This window comes from Corynebacterium tuberculostearicum, assembly GCF_013408445.1.
Classification (GTDB): Bacteria; Actinomycetota; Actinomycetes; order Mycobacteriales; family Mycobacteriaceae; genus Corynebacterium; species Corynebacterium tuberculostearicum.
Genome location: NZ_JACBZL010000001.1, coordinates 1,947,736 through 1,969,363 on the forward strand (window position 1 = coordinate 1,947,736; position 21,628 = coordinate 1,969,363).

20 protein-coding genes, 2 tRNA genes and 1 other RNA gene are annotated in these 21,628 nt (G+C 64.1%); 18 read left to right on the top strand and 5 right to left on the bottom strand.

The genetic code is table 11. The features are described 5' to 3' along the window. Positions 1 to 90: 90 nt before the first annotated feature. A complete protein-coding gene (locus BJ985_RS09115; protein ID WP_218840705.1) occupies positions 91 to 954 on the top strand; it encodes a DUF418 domain-containing protein in 864 nt (287 codons plus the stop codon). 2 nt (positions 955 to 956) lie between these two features. Then, positions 957 to 2,000 (top strand): trypsin-like serine protease, encoded by a 1,044-nt coding sequence (locus tag BJ985_RS09120; protein ID WP_179387267.1) that lies wholly within the window; start codon positions 957 to 959, stop codon positions 1,998 to 2,000. Here BJ985_RS09120 and BJ985_RS09125 read toward each other — a convergent pair. Beyond that, entirely contained in the window at positions 1,997 to 3,025 is a 1,029-nt protein-coding gene (locus tag BJ985_RS09125) for a prephenate dehydrogenase (protein ID WP_179387268.1), read from the bottom strand. The genes BJ985_RS09120 and BJ985_RS09125 overlap by 4 nt on opposite strands. A gap of 39 nt (positions 3,026 to 3,064) precedes the next feature. Between BJ985_RS09125 and BJ985_RS09130 the strand changes: the two genes are divergently transcribed. The 6 genes from BJ985_RS09130 (at position 3,065) to tgt (ending at position 8,476) form a co-directional block, all read left to right on the top strand. Then, positions 3,065 to 3,544 carry a tRNA adenosine deaminase-associated protein gene (locus BJ985_RS09130; RefSeq protein WP_005323176.1) on the top strand — a complete coding sequence of 160 codons (480 nt, stop codon included), beginning with the start codon at positions 3,065 to 3,067 and terminating at the stop codon, positions 3,542 to 3,544. Between the two features lie 25 nt (positions 3,545 to 3,569). Next, positions 3,570 to 4,001: a nucleoside deaminase gene (locus tag BJ985_RS09135; RefSeq protein ID WP_005323175.1), complete on the top strand. Its 432-nt coding sequence runs from the start codon at positions 3,570 to 3,572 to the stop codon at positions 3,999 to 4,001. Between the two features lie 51 nt (positions 4,002 to 4,052). After that, positions 4,053 to 4,253 carry a CsbD family protein gene (locus BJ985_RS09140; protein WP_005323174.1) on the top strand — a complete coding sequence of 67 codons (201 nt, stop codon included), beginning with the start codon at positions 4,053 to 4,055 and terminating at the stop codon, positions 4,251 to 4,253. 91 nt (positions 4,254 to 4,344) lie between these two features. Further along, a tRNA-Ser gene (locus BJ985_RS09145) sits at positions 4,345 to 4,432 on the top strand. Between the two features lie 202 nt (positions 4,433 to 4,634). Further along, entirely contained in the window at positions 4,635 to 7,229 is a 2,595-nt protein-coding gene (locus BJ985_RS09150; protein ID WP_179387269.1) for an MMPL family transporter, read from the top strand. A gap of 2 nt (positions 7,230 to 7,231) precedes the next feature. Then, positions 7,232 to 8,476 carry a tRNA guanosine(34) transglycosylase Tgt gene (gene tgt, locus BJ985_RS09155; RefSeq protein ID WP_179387270.1) on the top strand — a complete coding sequence of 415 codons (1,245 nt, stop codon included), beginning with the start codon at positions 7,232 to 7,234 and terminating at the stop codon, positions 8,474 to 8,476. On the opposite strand, the gene BJ985_RS09160 is transcribed toward tgt, so the two are convergent. Next, on the bottom strand, positions 8,461 to 9,135 hold the full coding sequence (locus BJ985_RS09160; protein WP_179387271.1) for a queuosine precursor transporter: 675 nt from the start codon (positions 9,133 to 9,135) through the stop codon (positions 8,461 to 8,463). The genes tgt and BJ985_RS09160 overlap by 16 nt on opposite strands. 33 nt (positions 9,136 to 9,168) lie before the next feature. Between BJ985_RS09160 and gluQRS the strand changes: the two genes are divergently transcribed. The 4 genes from gluQRS (at position 9,169) to BJ985_RS09180 (ending at position 12,408) form a co-directional block, all read left to right on the top strand. After that, positions 9,169 to 10,062, top strand: a complete 894-nt coding sequence (gluQRS, locus tag BJ985_RS09165) for a tRNA glutamyl-Q(34) synthetase GluQRS (RefSeq protein WP_150851312.1) — start codon at positions 9,169 to 9,171, stop codon at positions 10,060 to 10,062. Positions 10,063 to 10,073: 11 nt separating this feature from the next. Next, complete coding sequence (locus BJ985_RS09170) at positions 10,074 to 11,654, top strand: cation:proton antiporter (protein WP_179387272.1); 1,581 nt, start codon at positions 10,074 to 10,076, stop codon at positions 11,652 to 11,654. A gap of 10 nt (positions 11,655 to 11,664) precedes the next feature. Next, a complete protein-coding gene (locus BJ985_RS09175; protein ID WP_150850831.1) occupies positions 11,665 to 12,000 on the top strand; it encodes a hypothetical protein in 336 nt (111 codons plus the stop codon). An 84-nt stretch (positions 12,001 to 12,084) separates the two neighbouring features. Continuing rightward, entirely contained in the window at positions 12,085 to 12,408 is a 324-nt protein-coding gene (locus tag BJ985_RS09180; protein WP_156794309.1) for a helix-turn-helix domain-containing protein, read from the top strand. 9 nt (positions 12,409 to 12,417) lie between these two features. Here the strand turns inward: BJ985_RS09180 and BJ985_RS09185 are convergent, their stop codons facing one another. After that, positions 12,418 to 14,397 carry an acyltransferase family protein gene (locus tag BJ985_RS09185; RefSeq protein WP_179387273.1) on the bottom strand — a complete coding sequence of 660 codons (1,980 nt, stop codon included), beginning with the start codon at positions 14,395 to 14,397 and terminating at the stop codon, positions 12,418 to 12,420. A 301-nt stretch (positions 14,398 to 14,698) separates the two neighbouring features. Continuing rightward, a tRNA-Ser gene (locus BJ985_RS09190) sits at positions 14,699 to 14,787 on the bottom strand. Positions 14,788 to 14,966: 179 nt separating this feature from the next. Here BJ985_RS09190 and ffs point away from each other — a divergent pair. From ffs to recR, 6 genes are all read left to right on the top strand, one after another. Then, an RNA gene (ffs, locus tag BJ985_RS09195) (signal recognition particle sRNA small type) lies at positions 14,967 to 15,065 on the top strand. Between the two features lie 60 nt (positions 15,066 to 15,125). Beyond that, entirely contained in the window at positions 15,126 to 16,397 is a 1,272-nt protein-coding gene (locus BJ985_RS09200) for an aspartate aminotransferase type Ic (protein WP_179387274.1), read from the top strand. Further along, positions 16,351 to 16,941 carry a hypothetical protein gene (locus tag BJ985_RS09205; RefSeq protein ID WP_236587040.1) on the top strand — a complete coding sequence of 197 codons (591 nt, stop codon included), beginning with the start codon at positions 16,351 to 16,353 and terminating at the stop codon, positions 16,939 to 16,941. Before BJ985_RS09200 ends, BJ985_RS09205 begins: the two co-directional genes overlap by 47 nt. Before the next feature lie 18 nt (positions 16,942 to 16,959). Continuing rightward, positions 16,960 to 19,323, top strand: a complete 2,364-nt coding sequence (locus BJ985_RS09210; RefSeq protein WP_179387275.1) for a DNA polymerase III subunit gamma and tau — start codon at positions 16,960 to 16,962, stop codon at positions 19,321 to 19,323. Between the two features lie 62 nt (positions 19,324 to 19,385). Continuing rightward, positions 19,386 to 19,754, top strand: a complete 369-nt coding sequence (locus tag BJ985_RS09215; protein WP_005327377.1) for a YbaB/EbfC family nucleoid-associated protein — start codon at positions 19,386 to 19,388, stop codon at positions 19,752 to 19,754. Between the two features lie 71 nt (positions 19,755 to 19,825). Then, positions 19,826 to 20,482, top strand: coding sequence for a recombination mediator RecR (gene recR / locus BJ985_RS09220; RefSeq protein WP_005323161.1), 657 nt, complete (start codon positions 19,826 to 19,828; stop codon positions 20,480 to 20,482). Positions 20,483 to 20,506: 24 nt separating this feature from the next. Here recR and BJ985_RS09225 read toward each other — a convergent pair whose 3' ends face one another. Next, positions 20,507 to 21,598, bottom strand: coding sequence for an HNH endonuclease signature motif containing protein (locus BJ985_RS09225; protein WP_179387276.1), 1,092 nt, complete (start codon positions 21,596 to 21,598; stop codon positions 20,507 to 20,509). Positions 21,599 to 21,628: the final 30 nt, after the last annotated feature.

Sequence of the window (21,628 nt, forward strand, 5' to 3'; positions counted from 1 at the left end):
GTTCCCCTCCGTCTTGAAGGAGAACGCTAGGTGTTAGCACCCTCGCGCATTGTAGGGCTCGATATAGCCCGTTCACTTGCGATTATCGGCATGATAGTTCTGCATATGGCCTCCTTGGTGTGGCATACCAAGGTCATTTTAAATGGCCTGCCCGCCGCACTATTCGCCGTTCTAGCCGGCGTCACGTTGATGCTTATGTCCCGCGATTTCACGGCGACGACGTTCCTGCGCATCATCGCTCGCGGCTGCATAATTACGCTTATCGGCCTCGTCCTGCTGCCCGTGGGCGGAGAGATTCAAATCGTCCTCGTGGTCATCGGTATCACGATGATCCTGGTGTCCTGGGTCCCGCCGCTGCGCTGGTGGTGGAAGCTCCTGCTCCTCGCCGCTGCCACCGCCGCCGCGACCATAAAATATGCGCCGCTGACCCTGCCGCAGGTCTATCCGCTGCTGGCCTATTGCGCCTATTTCCTCGCTGGCATGCTGCTCTATGAGGTCTATATCCGCAGCTCCCGTGCCGCTGCCCAGTGGGTGTCCACCGGCATCGCCGCCGTGGTCGCCGCTGCCGGTTTTTACTTCCGCTTTGCCCCGGACATGCCTGGCTGGCTGCGCTTTACCGGCCACACCGGCGTGCTGGGAGAGATTGTCCTATCCATCGCCGTCGCCGCGATCGTCCTGCACTTATGCCTGCTTATCGGTCGAGTGGTGCCTAAGCTGGCGTATCCCTTTGCTGCGCTGGGGGCAATGTCGCTGAGCATCTACATCCTGCATGTACTCACCGCTTACTACTGGCAGAGCCACGTCTCCCTGCACAACACCGCCTGGGCCTGCGCGTTCATCGCCCTCTTCCTCGTCTTCGCGAGCCTATGGCGCCGCCTGATAGGGAAGGGGCCGGCCGAATGGGCCGTCGCCAAAGTTATCGCCATCGCCGTTCCTGCCGGAAAGAAGGACTAATCATGCAGCACAAAATCTTCCCTGCCTTGCTCGCCGCCAGCATCGTGGCACTGACTGCCGCCCCGGCCACTGCACTCGAACACGGCGAACCAGCTCCGGACTCCCCGGAAGCCCGTACCGTCGCCCAACTCAAGATAGGACGCGTGGGCAGCTTCGGCGATTGCACCGGCACCCTCGTGGCCGCCCAGTGGGTGCTCACCGCCCGCCACTGCCTCGAGTCCGTCAATAACGAGGGCACGCAGGCCCGCATCAATGGCACCACCTACGACGCCGATTCGTGGGCGCTATCCCCGCTTTCCGACGCCGCCCTTCTCCACCTCACCACCCCCGTCACCGACACCACCCCGGCTGAGATTTCCGCTCACGTGCCAGAACCTGGCCAGCGCGGTACGCTTTACGGCTGGAGCAGCAGTTCCTCCATGGCGCGCCGCGGCCAGCTGCCGCAGGCGGAGATGGAAGTGGCTGAGCTCCTCGGCGCCGGCCCTGCTGGCCCCGCTAGCTCCACCGAACCAGGCGCCGCAGACGCGGCCGAGGATGGCGCCGAGGATGCCGCTGGCGGAGAAAGCATTCCCGCGGCCGAGGCCATGCCGGGGCTCAGTGCACCAGAGGGGACAGAAAGCGTACCGGCCGGCGAAGCGATGCCGGGTGGGGCGCCAGATGGTCCGATGCCACTAATTGAAAGCGCCATCCTCGACGTACACTCCACCGGCCGAGCCGGCATGCAGGGCGGCGACTCCGGCGGTCCTTTCTTCGTAGACGGAAAGCTTGCCGGTTTGGCCACCGCGGGCACCGCGAACGGGGACCCAGACCTGCCTTCACCTAGTGCGGCTATTACCACGCTGGCCGGCACCAAGGACTGGATCGAGGGAGTAGTGAGCGGGCGCGATAAGGAAGCGATTCTCACCGCGGAAACCACTCCCGAACCGCCGAAAACCCCGCAGACTAGCGCCGACCACCCTTGGCTTTATGCCGGCATAGCAGTGCTAGGTCTTATTGCCGCCGCGGTAGCATCTCGCATTCCTGGCCTGCGGGGCCGAAAGCGTTAGAAAATCTCGATGCGCCCGCCCAGGGACTCGGATTGGCGCAGCTGCGCCACCCAGTTCGGGCCGCCTGGGTGTAGGCGCAGCACTGGGCGGGAAGAAATCTTGACCGGGGAAACCGATTCCTTGCGCGCGCCGGAGCGGGCATCGATGCGGGTGCGGGCGCGATAGCCGGCGTCGGAAAGCTCAGCGATGGAAGGTTCGGGGGAGTCGAGCTTCTCGCGGGCATCGCGCAGCAAGTCCAAGGCTTCGTCCAATGCTTCCACCAACGCCGGCGCATTGGTCTCGCACATCTGCTGTACCAGCTCTGGGTGCGTGCCGGCCACGCGGGTGGCGTCCTTGAAAGAACCGGCGGACAGGGACTGTGCCAGGATTCCGCCATTATCGCCGACCACGGCGAGGATCTCCGCAAAGACGTGTGGCAGGTGGGAAATGCGCGCCACCGCGGCATCATGATTAGCCACGCGGATAGGCACCGCCTCTGCGTGCACCATCTGGGTCATGCGCACGACCTCGGTGAAGGTCTCAATCCACTCCTTCGGAATCTTTTCCCCGCGCGCCTCACACTCGGCGGCGTAGTCATAGGTAATGCCCCACGCCGCGCGGCGGAACAGGTCCTTCTGCGAGTTATCCCAGCCGGACTGGGACGTGCCCGCCATCGGGTGGCCGCCCACATAGCGCGACTCCATACCGCGCTCCAGTACCTGCTGGCGCACGGCCGTCTTAACGGAAACGACGTCCGTAATACCGCAGCTCGGCGCGTGCTCCTGAATGGCGTCGAGTACCTCGCCCACCGCGCCCATTGGCACGGCTATGACAATGAGCGCGTTCTCCGTCTCCGCGCGGGTCAAAATCGTCGGAAGATCATCGGTGACGTCAAAACCCTGCTTTACTGCAGTGCGGGCGCCAGAAGTGGAGTGGTTGTAGCCAAAAACGGGGTGATTGTATCCGGCGAGATCGCGCAGCAAAGAGCCGCCGATGAGGCCGAGGCCAATAATGCAGATAGGGCGTTGAACATCTTGAGAACTCACGATGACAATTGTGGCACAACACGACTAATCTCACGAGGTATGAGCAACGAAAATTACTCCTTCGCAGTAACCGTCGCCCGCAACGCGGGCCAATGGCTGGTGCGCAGCTTCAACGATGACTTTGAGGATCCGCAGACCTCCATCAATGCGGTGCGCAGCCTGCGTTCCGAGGGCGCTGCGTTCGCGCTGCTGTGCGTGGAGGATGCCTATTTTATTGCCGTGCGCCCAGTGCCGGGCGGGGTAAAGATGCTCATCTCGGACGCCACCTATGGTGTCGACGATGACTTCGCCGCCGATTTCATGGATATCAACGATCATGAAATCCCGGATGTGGACCCCGAAGAGGCCGATCCTTATGGCGAGGGCGATTTCGATATCTTCGCTGATCTTGGTCTATCCGAGGACCAGGTGGGATACATCATTGACAATGATGAGGACTGGCCTTCCGATATGTTGCTGCGCATCGCCGGCGAGCTCGGCTTTGGCGATGAGTTGGAAGACGTCATTGATAACGCCTGAGCCCTTGCTGCGCGCTGAGGCTCGGATGCGCCGCGCCCTCGACGTCGCCAAGCGTGCGCCGGCCGGCGACGTCCCCGTGGGTGCGGTACTGTACGACGCCGCCGGAACCGAACTTGCCACCGGCGTCAACCGCCGCGAAGAGCTTGCGGACCCCACCGCCCACGCCGAGGTCGAGGCCATTCGCCAGGCCGTCCGCGTGCACGGCGATGGCTGGCGGCTTTCCGGCTGCGAACTCGTTGTCACCCTAGAACCATGCGCCATGTGTGCCGGTGCGCTGCAGGCCGCGCGGGTGTCTTCCGTGGTCTTCGGCGCCTTTGAGCCCAAGACGGGCGCGTGCGGCTCGCTTATCGATGTCCTCCGTGCCCCCACCGCCCCCTTTACCCCGCAGGTCCGCGGCGGCGTCCTCGAAGGCGAGTGCGCTGGGTTGCTCCGAAACTTCTTCGACGGCCTGCGCTAAACGTGCGTACACTGGTGGTCATACAACAACTGTCTACTCAAAGGAGTGATTATGGGCGATTTGGAAAACAAGAAGGATGGCCTCGTAGGCAAGGCAAAGGAAGCCTACGGCGAAGCTACCGACAACAAGGACGTAGCTAACGAGGGCAAGGCCGACCAGGTCACCTCCGAGGCTAAGGACAAGCTGTCTGACGCCGCTGAAGGCATCAAGGACAAGGCCAACGAGGTTATCGGTGGCCTGAAGGACGACTAATCCTCGTCCCTCGTTTCCGCATCTCGCTGCGCTGGCACCCCGCCGGCGCAGCGATTTTGTCGCTCGGGCCTACTCCCGTAATCTGGAACGCGGTGGCGTGTCCGAGCGGCCGAAGGTGATCGCCTCGAAAGCGATTGTTGGGTAACCCCCAACCGCGGGTTCAAATCCCGCCGCCACCGCACCGGGATCCCGGCCTGTTTACGCAGGTCGGGATTTTCTTTTGTCCAATTTTCCGGCAGGCGCGGGGAATCCGGCTGGCTGGCCGCCAGCTGTGAAAACTGGGACGCAGGTGGCTTCGTGATAGGGGATTGTGGGGTATGGCCACTACACTAGGGCAAAGTTCAACCCGTCCCCCACGCGAATGCGAAGGTACATCTACCCGTGGCTAAACTGCTTTATCGTCTTGGGCGCTGGTCTTTCCTCCATAAGTGGAAGGTCATCGTGGCATGGCTGCTGCTGCTCGCCGCCGTCGGCGGTGCCGCCGCCTTGCTGATGAAACCGATGACGAGCGAGTTCTCCATCAAGGGAACCCCGTCCATCGACGCCACCTACAAGACCATGGACCTCTTCCCAGAGGGCGGCAACCCTGCCAACTCGCCCTCGGTCAACGTGGTCTTCAAGGCTCCAGACGGCCAGAAGCTTTCTGATCCCGCCAACCGCGAGGCCATCGATGCCACCATCTCCTACCTCGAGGACAACCTAGAGATGGGCGATACCACGCGCTTTGGCAACCCGCTTGAGGTCTCACCTCGCCTACAGGACCAGGTGATCCATCAGTTCACGGATATGGGGCTACCGGAAGCATCCGCCCGCGCGGATGCGGACAACCTCGCCATGGTCAATGATGACGAGACCATTGCCTATACCACCTTCAATTTCGACGCCGAATCGCCCTATAGCGTGGAACAGGCCGACAAAGACACCGTTACCGACGCAATGAATATTGCCCGCGACCGCGGCCTCACGGTAGAAGGCAATGGTGCCGGCTTTGGCGATGAAATCGCGGTCAATTCCACCTCTGAGATCATCGGCCTCGGCGTTGCCTTCATCGTGCTCATCTTTACCTTCGGCTCCCTGGTGGCCTCGGGTATGCCTTTGGTGTCCGCCGTCATTGGCGTGGGACTAGGCGCGCTGGGCATGCTCATTGCCACCCACTGGATTGAGCTCAACAATATGACTCCGGTCCTGGCCATCATGATTGGCTTAGCCGTGGGCATCGACTACGCACTGTTCATTCTTTCGCGCTACCGTGCCGAGCGCCGCCGCATGGACGGGCCCGATGCCGCAGGCATGGCGGTGGGCACGGCGGGCTCCTCCGTGGTCTTTGCCGGCGCGACCGTCTTTACTGCGCTTTTTGCGCTCCTCATTGCGCGCATCGGCTTCCTGACGGCTATGGGCTTGGCCGCCGCCGGCACCGTCGCCATCGCAGTGTTGGTCTCGCTTACGCTCATCCCCGCGATGCTCGGCTTGCTGGGCGATAAGGCCTTCAATGGCCGCATCCCTGGCGTGGCCGGCAACCCGACCCGCAAGGGCAAGCGCCGCCGCGGCCCCACCATGGGCAACCGCTGGGTGCGCCTGGTTCAGAAGGTCCCCGGCCTGGCCATGGCGCTGGTTGTGCTCTCCCTGGGCGCGATGACCGCGCCGGTGCTCCACATGGAGCTCGCCCTTCCGGCCGATACCACTTCCAATCCCGATACCACCCAGCGCAAGGCCGCCGACATCATGTCCGAGGGCTTCGGCCCCGGCGTCAATGGCCCCTTCCTCGCCGTGGTCGACGCCCATACGGTCAACGCGGATGCCGGCGCCCTCGCCCCGCTTGTCGACGCCCAATCCCAGCCCGAACCAGCCCCTGCCCCCGAGGGCGCTGCACCAGAGGACGTTGCGCCGGAGGGCGGTGCGCCGGAGGACGCTGCCCCTGAGCAGCCGCAGCCGGACCAGCCCGAGCCCGAGGCCGAGGCCGAGCCGGAAATCGCCCCGGCCGCAGAGGTAGTAGACACCTCCGCAGACGCTGCCGACAATTCCTCGCCGGAGGATAAGGCCGCGCTCGCGTCCTTCCTGTACACCGCGGATCAGCTCAAGGGGCTGGGCGGCGTAAAGCACGCGCAGATCGTCGGCCTGAGCCAGGACCAGCGCGCCGCGCAGATCATGGTCACCCCAGAAACCGCGCCGACGGACGCCGCGACGGTCAACGTTGCACACGCGCTGCGCTCGGCCACCAGCGAGATCGAAGACGCCACCGGTACCGACATCGGCTTGACCGGCCTGACCGCCGTGCAGCTTGATATCACCGAGCGCCTCGAGGAAGCCATGGCGCCGTACCTGGCCATCGTTGTGGGCCTGGCCATCGTGCTACTGCTGTTGGTCTTCCGCTCCATCCTGGTGCCGCTGGTTGCGGGCCTGGGCTTCCTGCTGTCCGTCGGCGGCGCCTTCGGCCTGACCGTCCTGGTCTGGCAGGAAGGCCTGTGGAACCTGGTTCCCGCGCCGGGCCCGCTGATTTCCTTCATGCCCATCTTCCTCATCGGCGTGACCTTCGGCCTGGCGATGGATTACCAGGTCTTCCTCGTCACCCGCATGCGCGAGCACATTTCTCGCCACCCGGAGGGCACCGGCGGGCGATATAACGCCGTCGACGAGGCCACCATCACCGGCTTTACCCAAGGCGCCCGCGTGGTCACGGCCGCGGCCATTATTATGATTTCGGTCTTCGTGGCCTTTATTAACCAGCCGCTGCCCTTCATCCAGATCTTCGGCTTTGCCCTGGCCGCCGGCGTGCTTTTCGACGCCTTCTTTATCCGCATGACCCTCGTCCCTGCCACCATGTTCCTCATGGGCCGCGCGACGTGGTGGATGCCGAAGTGGCTGGCGAAGATTCTGCCCACCCTGGATATCGAAGGCACCGCCCTGGAAGAAGAATGGGAAGCTAAACACGCCACCCCAGCCCCAACCCCTAGCCCTGCACACAAGGAAGAAGAGTAAAGATGGACTTGAGTTTCGACGTCGGCAAGCGCCTGCCCGAAGGCCCCGGTAAGCACGGCCGCAGCGGTGTCATCCACACCCCGCACGGTGATATCCAGACCCCGGCCTTCATCCCGGTGGCCACCAAAGCCACGGTCAAGACGCTGACCCCGGAACAGATTCGCTCTACCGGTGCGCAGGCCATCCTGTCGAATGCGTACCATCTCTACCTGCAGCCGGGCCACGATATCGTGGATGAGGCTGGCGGCGTGGCCGAGTTTGAAAACTGGCACGGCCCGACCTACACCGACTCCGGCGGATTCCAGGTCATGTCGCTGGGCGTGGGCTTCAAAAAGGTCCTGGCGATGGACGTTGCGGATCTCAGCGATAAGGACATCCGCGCCGCCAAGAAGGAACGCATGGCGCAGGTGGACGAGGATGGCGTGGATTTTAAATCCGTCATCGACGGCTCCAAGCACCGCTTTACCCCCGAGAAGTCCATGCAGATCCAGCACGGGCTGGGCGCAGACATCATGTTTGCCTTCGACGAGCTGACCACGCTGGTTGATACGCGCACCTATCAGGAAGAATCCGTCGCCCGCACGCACCGCTGGGCCAAGCGCTGCCTGGATGAGCACGATCGCCTCACCCGCGAGCGCGCCCACCGCCCAAAGCAGTCGCTGTGGGGCGTTGTTCAAGGCGCGCAGTACGAGGACCTGCGCCGCCAGGCCACCCGCGGCCTGCTCGACCTCGATCGCGCCGCACGCGAGGACGGCAAGCGCGGCTTTGGCGGCTTCGGCATCGGCGGCGCGCTGGAGAAGGAAAACCTGGGCACCATTGTCGGATGGGTCTGCGATGATCTACCCGAGGACAAGCCGCGCCACCTGCTCGGCATCTCCGAGCCGGACGATATCTTTACCGCCGTCGAGGCCGGTGCCGATACCTTCGACTGCGTGGCGCCTACCCGCTTGGCGCGCCGCGGCGGCGTCTACACCCTTGACGGCCGCATGAACCTCACCAATGCGCGCTTCAAGCGGGATTTTGCCGGCGTGGACGAGGAATTCGGCGGCTACGTATCTGAGAATTACTCCCGCGCCTACCTGCACCACCTGCTCAAGGCGAAGGAATTCCTCGCCGGCACGCTGTGCACCATCCACAATGTGGAGTTCATGATTCGCTTGGTGGATAATATCCGCGCCGCCATCGACGGCGGATATTACGAGGCCTACCGCGATGAATTCCTCGGCCGCTATTACGCCGGCAAATAGTCCTCGCGCTTCTTCACCCACTTAATGACCGCGGCCGTCACCGGCAGCATGACGGCCTCCATCAGGGTCTTCCACACGAAGCCCACGATGACGTAGTTAATAAACCCGCCCACGGTGTCCACGCCGATGACCGGCGCGGCGATGGCGCAAAACAACAGCGTATCGCCGAATTCGCCCACCACGGTGGAGGCGATGAGGCGCGCAAAGAGGCCCTTTTCGCCGGAGCGCTTCTTCATCGCGGTCAGCGTCCAGGCGTTGAGGAGCTGGCCCACTAGGTAGCCGGCCAGCGAAGCGGCCAGGATCTGCGGCATCAGGCCGAGCGTGGCGGCGAAGGCCTCCTGGCCCTCGTAGAAATCGGCCGCCGGCAGCCAGATGGCGATATAGAAGCACACGGCCGCCAGGATGGCCATCGCAAAGCCGATGTAGACCGCGCGCCGGGTGGATTTGAAGCCATAGCACTCCGAGAGCACGTCGCCGACGATATAGGCCAGCGGGAAGAGGAAGAAGGCGCCGTCGGTCACCAGCGGGCCGAGCTGGACGCCCTTGGTGGCGTTGATATTAGAAATCAGGAAGGTCACCACAAACACGGTGACCAGCCAGGGGTAGAGGGTGGAGCGGACGGGAATGAAGCGCACCTCAGCGCCGTTCGATTTTTCCATGCCCGCCATTGTGCCAGCCCGTAGACTGTGGGCATGAATTCCGCGACCACCGGCGCCGGCCGTTACGCGCCAAGCCCCTCGGGCGATCTGCACTTTGGAAACCTCCGCACGGCGCTTCTGGCGTGGCTTTTCGCCCGGTCGACGGGCAGGCGCTTTGTGGTGCGCGTGGAGGACATCGATAAGCAGCGCTCCTCCCAGGAGTCGGCCGAGCGCCAGCTTGCGGACCTGCGCGCGCTCGGGCTGGACTGGGACGGCGAGGTCATCTACCAGCACGATCGCGACGCCGCCTATGAGCAGGCCCTAGCCCAGCTGCCCACTTACGAGTGTTATTGCTCCCGTAAAGACATTCGCGAGGCCTCCCGCGCCCCGCACGCCATTCCCGGCCAATATCCGGGCACCTGCCGCAACCTCACCGAAGACCAGCGCGCGGCCAAGCGCGCCGAGCTTGCGGCCCAGAATCGTCAACCTGCCCTTCGCCTGCTTGCCGACGTCCCCACCTTCACCATCCACGACGCCCTCCACGGCACCTATACGGGCGACGTGGATGACTTCATCCTGCGCCGCGGCGGCCAAGACACCGGCTGGGCCTATAACCTGGCCGTCGTCGTCGATGATGCCTACCAAGGCATCGACCAAGTGGTCCGCGGCGATGATCTGCTCTCCTCCGCGCCGCGCCAGGCCTATCTCGCCTCGCTGCTCGGCATCGAACCGCCGGAGTATATCCACGTCCCGCTCGTGCTCAATGCATCCGGCGAGCGCCTGGCCAAGCGCGATGGGGCGGTGACCATGCGGGAGATGGGAGAGGAGGGGGACGTCGTCAAGCAGCTGGCGGCCTCGCTGGGGTACGAAGCCCATAGTGCCGCGGAGCTGCTCGCGCAATTTGCGCCCGATCGACTCAGCCCTGAGCCATATATCTGGCGCGGGTAAAATCTGGGCCCATGGAAGTTCTACTGGTGCTCATTGGGCTCATGCTGCTGACCGTGTTCGTCGTCGCCATCGGTGACAAGATTGGGCTGCCGTGGCCGGCCCTGCTGACGATTATTACCGCCTGCGCGGTCTTCGTGCCCGGCCTGCCCCAGTTCGAGCCGCCCACCGAACTCATCCTGCCCATCTTCCTGCCGCCGCTGCTGTGGGCGCTGGCCCGGCGCACCTCGTGGGGTGTGATCCGCGAACAATGGGTGACTATCTTGAGCCTGTCCGTGCTGCTGGTGGTCGCCACCACGCTGGCCGTAGGTTTTACGGCCTATGCCTTCCTGCCGGGTATCAGCCTGGCCGCGGCCATTCTCATCGGTGCGGCCATCGCCCCGCCGGACCCCGTCGCCGTTGATGCCGTGGCCGAGCCCGCCGGCATCCCGCGCCGCATCATCACCACCTTGCAGACCGAGGGCTTGTTTAACGACGCCGCCTCTATCGTCGCCTTCAATCTCGCGCTGACGGCCGTAACCCAAGGCGATGAGCTCTCCTTTGGCGGCGGCGTGCTCAACTTCTTCTACTCCGCATTCGTCGCGGGCGGCCTCGGCTGGGGCGTCGGCCGGCTGGTGGCGCTGTTTATCACCCACGTCCACGACGTCACTGCGCGCAACGCGCTGACCTGGGTGACGCCGTTTGCGGTCTACCTCATCTCGGAGGAACTCGGCGCCTCCGGTGTTATCGCCGTGGTCATCGCGGCCGTGGAGCTTAATTCCCGCGCCGATATCCAGGCCGAGGACCGCCTGTCCGGCCAGTCCTTCTGGGAGACCATCGAGCTGCTCTTTACCGGCGTCGCCTTCGGGCTCATTGGCCTGACGGTCAATACCGCCATCGGCGAAGTGGGATCGGACCTGTGGCATTCCGTGGTGGTAGGCGTCATCTTGTCCCTCGTGGCCTTCGTCGTCCGCTTGGTGTGGATGTACATCTATTACCGCATCAACGTCTCCCGCGGCCGCCCGCGCGTGGCGCCGTTGCGCTTGCAGGAGGTGCTGTTGATGACGTGGTCCGGTATGCGCGGCCTCGTCACCCTAGCGCTGGTTTTGTCCATCCCGGCCGGCGTGTTCAGCTTCCACCACGAGCTCGCGGTCATTGCGCTGACCGTCTTATTGGTCACGATGGTGGTGCCCGGCTTGCTGTTGCCGTGGCTCATGGAGCGCCTCGATCTCACGGAGGCTTCCCAGATTGCCAGCGATAAAATGCGCGCCGCCGTTGTGGCCCGCGCGCGTGCGGCCAGCATCGAGGCCCTGTCGCACTTCCGGCCGGACGGCCACATTACTGCCGACGCCGAGAAGGTCGACCCCGAAATTTCCGCCAACGTGATTCAGTGGTTCGAGGACAGGCTGGGCGATGGCGGGGATGTTTCCGATGACTCCCGCAAGCAGCGCGCCTGGCAGGCCCGCCACGTGGCTCTGGAGGCCCGCCGGACCGCTTTGGCGGCGGCGCAGGAGGAGCTGCTACGCATGCGCGGCGATCGGGCTTATAACCCGGCCATTGTGGACGAGGTGCTCGAGGAGATTGACCGCATGGTTCTAGGCGCCAAGCGCCACTAGGCTGGGCGGCATGGATCCCTTCGATTATGCGCAGCTTGAGGACGCGCTGGATTACCTCTACGACTTCCTCGACCAGGACCTAGCGGACCGCGTGCGCGCCGAGCGCGAATATGTTCCGGCCGGGCTGGAGGGCCTGCTTGCCGACGACTCCCTCGACGACTACGTCTGGCTCTGGATCAAAGACCCAGGCCCGAATGGCTTCCGGCAATACCTGCGCGATGGGGGCTATTCCGAGGCCGAGGTCTCCCAGGCATTCCTCGCAGCGCGCACCGAGTGGGGGATGAATACGCCGCCGCACGTCGCGTGGTTGAAGGCGGATGGCTACGAGCCACCGGTCATCGATTAGGGGAGAGGGGCGTCGGCAAGCGCGGCCGCGCGCCCGTATACAACAAAAATACCGGCTTCGTTGCTATGCAACAGCAACTGCACTATGGCCATAGTCAAAGCTGTACGCCATCCAGGTCGCAGTTCGTCAAAGGTCGCTAAGCAATGCGGTATTTCCCGGCAGCGCGTCCATCAGGTTCTCAACGCTTTTGATGCTGGTGGCATGAAAGCCGTTGCGCTGAAATCGCGTGCCTCGCATACTCATCCGCAGGCCATGCCAGATAAGTTGCGGGCAGAAATTGTTACTATCCGTCGTCAACTGACGTGGCCCACGCCTTCCTGGCTCGCCCGTACGGAATGGGAGATGAATGCCCCACCGCATGTCGAGTGGCTCAAAGAGGACGGCGTGGAGCCGCCCGTCTTTAACTAGTGTTTACGCCTACTTATCTACCGTGACTATCTGATCGTCCGGTGCGGAGCCATCCGTGGGGAAGGCCAACGTGAGTGCCTTGGCGAAGTACTCCGCGCGCTTTTCATTACCTTCAGTCTGGTAATGCACGTCATCGCCTGGGAGGAACCATTCGGGGCGAACGTCGGAAGCCCAGTCATAGACAATAAGGTTTGGGTAGCGATCCCGGGCGGCAAGGAGTGCCTTGTTGAAGGGCGCCATGTTGGCATTATCGTAGGGGCCGGAATTGAGGTTGGTCGCGGCAGTCGGCCACAGGACGGGGGCATCCCCCAATAGTTCCATGATCTGGTCCACGCGCCAGCCCTCCTCGCCGGATCCGCCCACGGCGCGGTTGGCGGCGTCGTTCACGCCGGCACCGATGATCCAGCAGGCGTCCTCGCCGTAGCCCTGGTCCAGAAGACGCTGGACAGAATCACGGATAGAGGGATCGCCCTCCAAAGACTCCACGGTGGAGCGTGCACCGGTGACATCAGCCACCACTTCGTGCGCGCCGACGTTCTTGTACGTCACCTGCGCGTTGCGCTGGGGATCGGAGAGGTAGTCATCATCAAACATTCCGATGGACGTGGAATCGCCGACGTGAATGACGGTGGTGCAGCGGGTCTTGCCGTCCTCTGGGGTCGCATTCTCCGCGGAAGGAGAAGCTTGTCCGGAAGCCTTAGCGGAGGAATCTTTCTCCTCTGAGTCGGACGGGGCCGGGCCGTCGCCACCAATCTGGACGCCCATCTGCTGTGCGCCGGGCTGCTCGGCCTGGTTGAGGGAATTATTCCACGCAGCGGGAACGCCCATGGATACTACCGCGGCAAGCAGCGTAGCCGGAATGGCGAGGGCCATGCGCGGCAGCGTATTGCGCTTGTCCCACCATTGTTTCAAGGGCGCGAGTACGCCGTTGCGGCGGACCGGATCCTCCACCAGCGTCCAAGAAATGTGTGCCAGCGCAACGGCCACCACGGTGACCAGCGCAGGATGAGCCCACGGCAGGTTTTCCCACTGGGGAATGAAGACGATGGCGGGCAGGTGCCACAGGTAGATGCCGTAGGAGCGCTCACCAATCCAGCGCAGCGGCGTGAGACCAAAGAACTTGGACGTCAGTGTCCGCTTGTCTAGGGCAGCGGTGATCACTGCGACGCTGGCCGCTGAGAGGGCTAGAAGGCCCCAGTTGTACAGGTGCGGTGAGTAATCTGGCAGCAGCCAGAAGAGGGCGGCGATGCCCAGCACGCCGAGCAGCGCGGCGGGGATGGTGAGCAGGCGCGGCGGAATGCGGTAACCCTGCGCGTTAGTCAGCGCGATGGCCAACGCGGCGCCCAAGAGGATCCCGCCAGCGCGGGTATCGGTGCCCTCATAGACGCGGGTGGCATCGGATCCGGTGTTGAAGAGGAAGGCCATCCAGCCAAAGGACACAGCAGCCAGTACCAGCGTGCTGACGACCAATGGGGCGCGCTTGCCGCCGGTGAGCTTAAGAAGCACAAACAACACGAGCGGCCAGAACAGGTAGAACTGTTCCTCCACGGACAGCGACCACATGTGGTCCAGCGGCGCGTGTCCAGCAAAGCGGTCGAAATAGGATTGGCCTTCTGCGATGACATGCCAGTTATTGACATAAAACAGCGAGCTTAAGGAGAACCTGGCATTTTCGCCCAGTTTGGGCAGGTCGAAGAAGATAGTGAGTAGCAAAACCGTTACCAGCATGAGCGCAACCGCCGGGACGAGTCGGCGGAAGCGGCGCAACCAGAACGTGGGCAAGCCCAAGCCTTTGCCACGGCGGTAGCTTCGCATCAAGTTTGCGGTGATGAGGTAGCCCGACAACGTAAAAAACATGCCGACACCCAAATAGCCACCTGGCAACCATGCAGGGTTGAAGTGGTAAATCAAAACGCCGAGCACGGCGACGGTCCGAAGGCCGTCGATGGCTGGGACATAGGAGGTGTGTGAATCAACCGGTCTTGGCATGTTCGGGTAACTCCTCGAATGAAGGTACACGTAGGGGATGGCGCTCGCGCCATAGGGGACTCACATACTCTAAACCGTGAAGCGAAAGTCGTTACAACTTCTACACCCTCGGCAGGGTTCGTTCCCCGGCTTGAGGGACATCTGGGGGTGCCGACATTTTTAGGATTGTGAAAGTAGCAGCTTGCGTCGGCGCTGGTTGATGCTTAATCCCTTTCTGTCGCATATCCCTATCCCAACAAATCCCCAAAACGAAGAAAGTCTCGAAACATCGAAATGGTAACGATGTCTCGAGACTTCATAATGGCGGAGGATGTGGGATTTGAACCCACGAGGGGCGTGAACCCCGCACGCGTTCCAGGCGTGTGACATAGGCCGCTAGTCGAATCCTCCGAGAAGAAACATTAGCAGCCGTGGCAATTATTTTACCAATCGCCAGGTCAGGACCTGTTTTCGGCGATCTAAAGCCGTTTTGTGTCGGATGGTCCTTGGGTCGCGCGCCTGCGGGCGGTGGCGGCCCGTGCGGCCGGAGGCTCATTTGGCTAAACCGGCGCGCGGGCGTTAGAGTATGAGGCAGGATTCCGCGTGGCGTCCATCCTCTGAACTCCCCCAGGGCAGGAATGCAGCAAGGGTCAGGAGGCTCTGGCGGGTGCGCGGGGTCCCCTTTTTGTATGGCGTGCGTTACTATTGGGGGCTAAAAGTCGCCCTATACATGGAAGGTAGACATACGCATGTCGCTTCTTACTTTGGAATCGTCCGAACTCGCGGAGCTCGCCGCCCAGGTCCGTAAGGACTACGAGGACCTTAAGGCTAAGGGCCTGAAATTGGACCTGACCCGCGGAAAGCCGGCCAAGGCACAGCTGGACCTCTCCAATGATTTGCTGGCGCTGCCCGGCCCGGGCCATTACACCGATGCGGCCGGAAACGACCTGCGTAACTACGGCAACCAAAAGGGCATCAAGGAACTGCGCGACATCTGGGGCAAGCTGACCAACATGGACCCAGAGCTGCTGGTTGCCGCAGATTCTTCCTCGCTGAATATCATGTTCGACCTGATTTCTTGGGCATTCCTCTTCGGCACCAATGATTCCGCACAGCCGTGGAGCAAGGAAGAAAAGCTCAAGTGGATCTGCCCGGTGCCGGGCTATGACCGTCACTTTGCCATCACGGAGCAATTCGGCTTCGAGCTGGTCACGGTGCCAATGGAGGAGGACGGGCCGGATGTAGAGGCCGTCGAAAAGCTGGTGGCGGATCCGGCGGTCAAGGGCATGTGGGTAGTGCCGATGTTCGCTAACCCCACCGGCGCCGTGATTTCTGAAGACAAGGCCCGCCGCCTCGCCCGCATGCAGGCCGGCGCGCCGGATTTCCGCATCGTGTGGGATAACGCCTACGCGGTGCACACCCTGACCGAGGACTTCCCGGAAATCCTGCCGATTCTGGATATCGCCGCGGAAGAAGGCCACCCGAACCGCTTCTGGGCCATGTCGTCCACCTCGAAGATCACCTTCGCGGGCGCGGGAGTGGGTTTCTTCGGCACCTCGGAGGATAACCTCGAGTGGTACCTGGAGCACGCCGGAATTCGCGGCATCGGCCCGAATAAGATCAACCAGCTGGCGCACCACGAGTTCTTCGGCTCTGCCGAGGGCGTGCGCGCGGTAATGCGCCGCCATGCCGCGCTGATCAAGCCCAAGTTCGATGCCGTGCTGCGCATCCTAGAAAAACGCCTCGGCGAGTACGAGGTGGCGCAGTGGACCAACCCGAAGGGCGGCTACTTCATCTCCCTCGACGTCGTCGACGGCACCGCCAACCGCGTCTGGGAGCTCGCGCGCGATGCAGGCATCCTCCTCACCCAGGCCGGCTCCGCCTTCCCTTATGGCCAGGACGACAATGACCGCAATATCCGCCTCGCCCCAACCCTGCCGCCGCAGGAAGAGGTCGAAACCGCGATGGACGGCGTTGCCACCTGCGTCCTGCTCGCCGCCGTGGAGAAGCTGGGGGCCTAAAATCAACGCCGACGAGTCTGCCCTGTGGCTGAGCGAGCTTATCCCGGCGCCGCTGGAGTTCCGCTACGTCGATGAGCGCCGGCTAGGCCTTGCCTCGCTTGCCGACGCCCAATCGCTCGCCCTCACCACCACCTTCAACACCACCGACACCGGCCTGCAAAGCCAGGACGACGGCACCGATGTGCGCTGCGAGCTGCTCACGGTGGCGCGCACCGGGCAGCCCGAGGTGGCCGCCGCCATCAACGCCGCGGCTGACACCTTCGAAAAGGCCGACGGCCTGTTGCCGGCGCAGCCGGGCGTGATGCTGCCGTCCATCCTCGATGTCCCTGATATCACCGTGCACCACGGCCTGTTCATCGCGCCGTACCTGTGGGGCGGGCAGACCCCGCAGTTTCGCGAAGAGGGCCGCCTGACCCTCATCTTGCAGCTAGTCATGCTGACGGATTCGGAATATGCGTTTGGGGTAGAAGAGGGCGTCGGCAAGCTGCAGGGAGCGGTGGCCGAGCAGGGCATTGACCTGCTGGACTGGTCGCGCGAGGGTTAGCCGGTAAACTGGCTAACCGTGGCTTTATACCGGAAATATCGTCCAGCAACGTTCGCGGAGGTCGTGGGCCAAGAGCAGGTCACCACGCCGCTATCCGCCGCCCTTGATGCAGGGCGCATCAACCACGCCTACCTCTTTTCCGGCCCGCGCGGCTGCGGCAAGACCTCCTCGGCGCGGATTATGGCCCGCTCGCTCAACTGCGAGCACGGGCCGACCTCGACGCCGTGCGGCAAGTGCGATTCCTGCGTCTCCCTCGCCCCCGGTGGCCCCGGCAACCTGGACGTGACGGAGCTCGACGCCGCCTCGCACAACGGCGTGGAGGACATGCGCGAGCTGCGCGACCGCGCCTACTACGCGCCGGCCGAATCGCGCTACCGCATCTTCATTATTGACGAGGCGCATATGATTTCGCCCTCCGGTGCGAACGCGCTGCTCAAGGTGGTGGAGGAGCCGCCCGAGCACGTCATCTTCATCTTCGCGACCACGGAGCCGGAGAAAATCATCGGCACCATTCGCTCGCGTACCCACCACTATCCCTTCCGCCTGCTGACCCCGCCGGCCATGAAGGGCCTGCTGCAGCGCACCGTTGCGGCCGAGGGCGTACATGTTGAGGACGCCGTGTACCCCATGGTCATTGAGGCGGGCGGCGGTTCCCCGCGCGATACTTTGTCTCTGCTGGACCAGCTGCTGGCCGGCGCCGGGCCCGATGGTCTGACCTACGACCTTGCCCGGCCGCTTTTGGGTGTCACCGATGTCTCGCTGCTTGACGACGCCATCGAAACCCTCGCCAACCAAGACAAACCCGGCCTCTTCGCGATGGTCGACCACGTCATCGAGGCCGGCCACGACCCGCGCCGCTTCGCCGTCGACTTGCTCGACCGTTTGCGCGATTTGATGATCCTGCAGGCCGTGCCCGGCGCCATCGATGCCGGCCTCGTCTCCGCGCCCACCGACCGCGCCTCGGTACTTACCGCCCAGGCGCAGCGCTTTTCCGGGCCGCAGCTGACTTACCTGGCATCCACGGTCAACGACCGCATCAGTGACCTCACCGGCGCGACCTCGCCGCGCCTGCTGCTAGAAATCATGTGCGCGCACCTGCTTATCGGGTCCACCGGCCCCGCTGCTGCCGCGCCTGCACCCGCAGCGGCTTCCGCTTCCGCCCCCGCTGCCAATGCTGCCGCGGTCTCGCCCGCGCCGGCTGGCCCTGCGACCCCGGGCGGTGCTCCCGCGGCCAACTCTGCCGTCGCCGGTGCCCAAGACCCCCAGTCCGCCGCTGCTGCCATCATCGCTCGCCGCCGCGCCAAGTCCCAGGAGCAGCAGGCTTCTGCCCCGTCTTCTGCTCTAACCTCTGCACCGGCCGCTCAGCCGCAACCGCAGGCCCCGTCCCAACCGGAATCGCAACCGGATGCGCAGCCGAAGGCGCAACCCGAGCAGCCGGCGGCCGCTGAGCCGCAACGCACGCAGAAGCCTCAGGACCAAGAGCCGCAACCGCAACGGGACGAAGTGGCTGTGGCAAAACAGCCGGCAAAGCAGGAACAGCAGCAAGAGGCTGGGGACCCGTGGCAGCGTGAGCGGCAAATCCCGCAAGCAGAAGCGCCCGCGCAGCAAACGCCGCAGCCGGCACCGGACCAGCAGGAGCGTCGCGAGCCACTGGAGAAGCCTGTGCCGGCCCGTGCAGAGGAATCCGCCACGGAAACTGCGCCGGAACCTGCCGCGCAATCGCAGGCGGCGGAGGAGCCGGCGGGTGACTTCGCAGAGGCCGTGAGGGAGAAATGGGTGGCGTTGAGGGAGAGCGTCGGAAAGCGGAATAAGGTGGCCGAAATCATGCTGGCCGAAGCCCGCGTGCTTGGCTTCCGCGATGGCACCCTGACGCTGGGACACACCACCGGTGCGCTGGCCGAGCGCATCAATGCGCCCGCCAACAACGCCGTCATAGTGGAGGTGCTCAAGGAGGAGTTCCAGCGCGATGTGGCCGTGAACTGCGTGGTGGGCACCGACCCGAAGACCTCCGGTTTCGATGCCCCGCGGCCGCCACAGCGCAAGGAAGCGTGGACGCCGAATCAGCCGGCGCGCGAGCCGGCCGACGACCAGGAGGCGGAGAGTAAGCCGGAAAGTGCGCCCGGGTGGCGCTCGCGCATCGCACGGGCGACGCAGGCGGCCAAGCAACGCGATGAATCGCAGTTCAGCAATGGCGTGCCGCTTCCGCCCGAGCCTGAGCCGGACTTTGGCGCTCCGCCCGAGGAGCCCCCGGCCTATACCCGCGACGACGAAGAGCGGGACATGATGGAGGCTGCGCAGTCTACCGGCGAGATGGATCATCGCAGCGCTACCGAGGTAGCTATGGAGCTGCTGGAGCGCGAGCTGGGCGCACGGCGTGCCTAACCGGCAAGCACGGTACACTCGGGCGGTAGCGAAATTTACAGTTGAATTAGAAAGGAAACGACATGGCTGACCAAGACCCAATGCAGCAGGCAAATGACATGAACGACCTCATCGCGCAGGCCGCGCAGGTGCAGGCGGACCTGCAGAAGGCGCAGGAAGAAATCCTCGCCACCAACGTCGAGGGCCAGGCGGGCAATGGCCTGGTTAAGGTGACCATGACCGGCGGCGCCGAGCTCGTGGACCTGCAGATCGATAAGTCTGTCGTGGACCCAGAGGACGTCGATACCCTGCAGGATCTGGTCATGGGCGCGTTCAAGGAGGCTCACGCTGCGGCCGGCCGCCTGGCACAGGAGAAGATTGGCCCGCTGTCCCAGGGCATGGGCGGCCAGGGTGGCCCGTCTTTTGAGGATGTCTTCGGCGGCAACCAGTAGCCCGCACGATACGATAAAAGGCCGTTGCCCCGGGTGGGGCCGCGGCCTTTTGCTGATTTTGGGAGTAATTGATGTTTGAAGGACCTCTGCAAGACCTCATCGACGAGTTTTCGCGCCTGCCGGGCATCGGCCCGAAGTCGGCGCAGCGCATCGCGTTTCACGTTTTGCACATGGAACCCGAGGACATCGAGCGGCTGCAGAACGCGCTGGGCGCGGTGCGCGATGGCGTGACCTTCTGCCGCATCTGCTGCAATATCTCCCGCGAGGATGTCTGCCGCATCTGTATTAATTCGCAGCGCGACGCCTCGACCATATGCGTGGTGGAAGAGCCGAAGGATATCCAGGTCATCGAGCGCACCGGAGAGTATGAGGGCCGCTACCACGTCTTGGGTGGCGCGCTGGACCCGCTGGCGAATGTGGGCCCGCGCGATTTGAATATTTCCACGCTGTTGCAGCGCCTGGGTGGTGTGCTGCCGGACCGCGAGCTGGCGGATTCCACCCCTGAAGCCCCGCTTTACGACGCCACCCCCACCATCCACGAAGTCATCCTCGCCACCGACCCCAATACGGAGGGCGAGGCCACCGCCGCATACCTGGTGCGGTTGCTGCGCGACTTCCCTGATTTGAAGATCACCAGATTGGCCTCCGGCATGCCGCTCGGAGGCGATCTGGAGTTCGTGGACGAACTCACCTTGTCCCGCGCGCTCTCTGGCCGCCTGACCATTTAGCGCGGGTGAGCGCGCGAGCGCGGGCTAGGGGACGGCGGCCGAGGGCCCGGTTCGCCCGCGGCCGGTGAACACTGGCGGCCCGTGTGCTTTGCTTGCCGTCCCGTTATCTGCGCTGCTGTGTACACCGCTGTGGCCGCTATGCATGCTGCTAGGCGTAGCGTTGTGCCGGCTGGCGGGCGGAAGCCAGGCGACTCGGCCGTTGACGCGGGCCATGCGGCCGCGGCCCGGCAGGCCGTTGATGGAGTTGTGATACGGGCACAGCAGCGTCATGTTTTCGGGGTGGGTGAGGCCGCCGCGGGAGTATTCGATGAGGTGGTGGGCTTGGCATTCGGAGGCGGGGCGTCGGCAAGCGGGCCAGGCGCAGCGGGCGCCTTCGGCCTCGAGCATGCGGCGCTGCTTCGCGGAGGCCTGCCGGGTGCGGTAGAGGTTGACCGGCCCGCGCTCGGGGTGGATGAGCGTGAAAAGGCCGGCGCCGGCGAGGGTGCGGCGGACGAGTTCGGCGCCGGTGATGGTAGCGCCGTTGGTGAGAGCGAGGCGGATGTCGTCGCCGTCGCCGGCCAGGATTTTCAGGTAATCCGGCAGCTCGATGATGACATTGGTGGTCACGGTCGCGGGCGCGGCGGCGCGGGAACCGGTGAGCCAGGCCAGCGGGTCGGATTTGGCGGCGGCCCAGATATCGGCCATCTGCGCGGCGGGGCCGGTGAAACTCAGGGTGGTTTTCTCGCCGTGCATGATGCGGCGGCCGCCGTCTTCGCGCTCGGGCGGCGGGTTGATTTCGCGCAGCAGCCGAGTGGCCGCGCGCGAGACCTGCGCGGTGGTGCCGGCGGTGGCGCATAGCTTCTCGCGGAATTGCCAGCGCTTGGTGGGGTCAGAAATGCCGCGCGAGCGGCGGGCGATGAGCGCGAGGGTTTCCAGGCTGTGCTGGTTGCGGCGCGCGGCGGCCAGGGCGCGGGATTGGTAGCGCGAGTGGCTGGTGGGCGAGAGGAAGGCCGCGGCGGTGCGGCGCACGGTGCGCGCTTGGTCCGCGGGCAGGGGCAGGCTGGAGGCGGCGTGGGCCTCTTCGAGAAGTTCCACGCCGCGCTTAGCGATGTCGCCCAGCTGCTCCAATAACGTCATGCCCCGCAGCCTATGGGCGGGGGCAAGCGG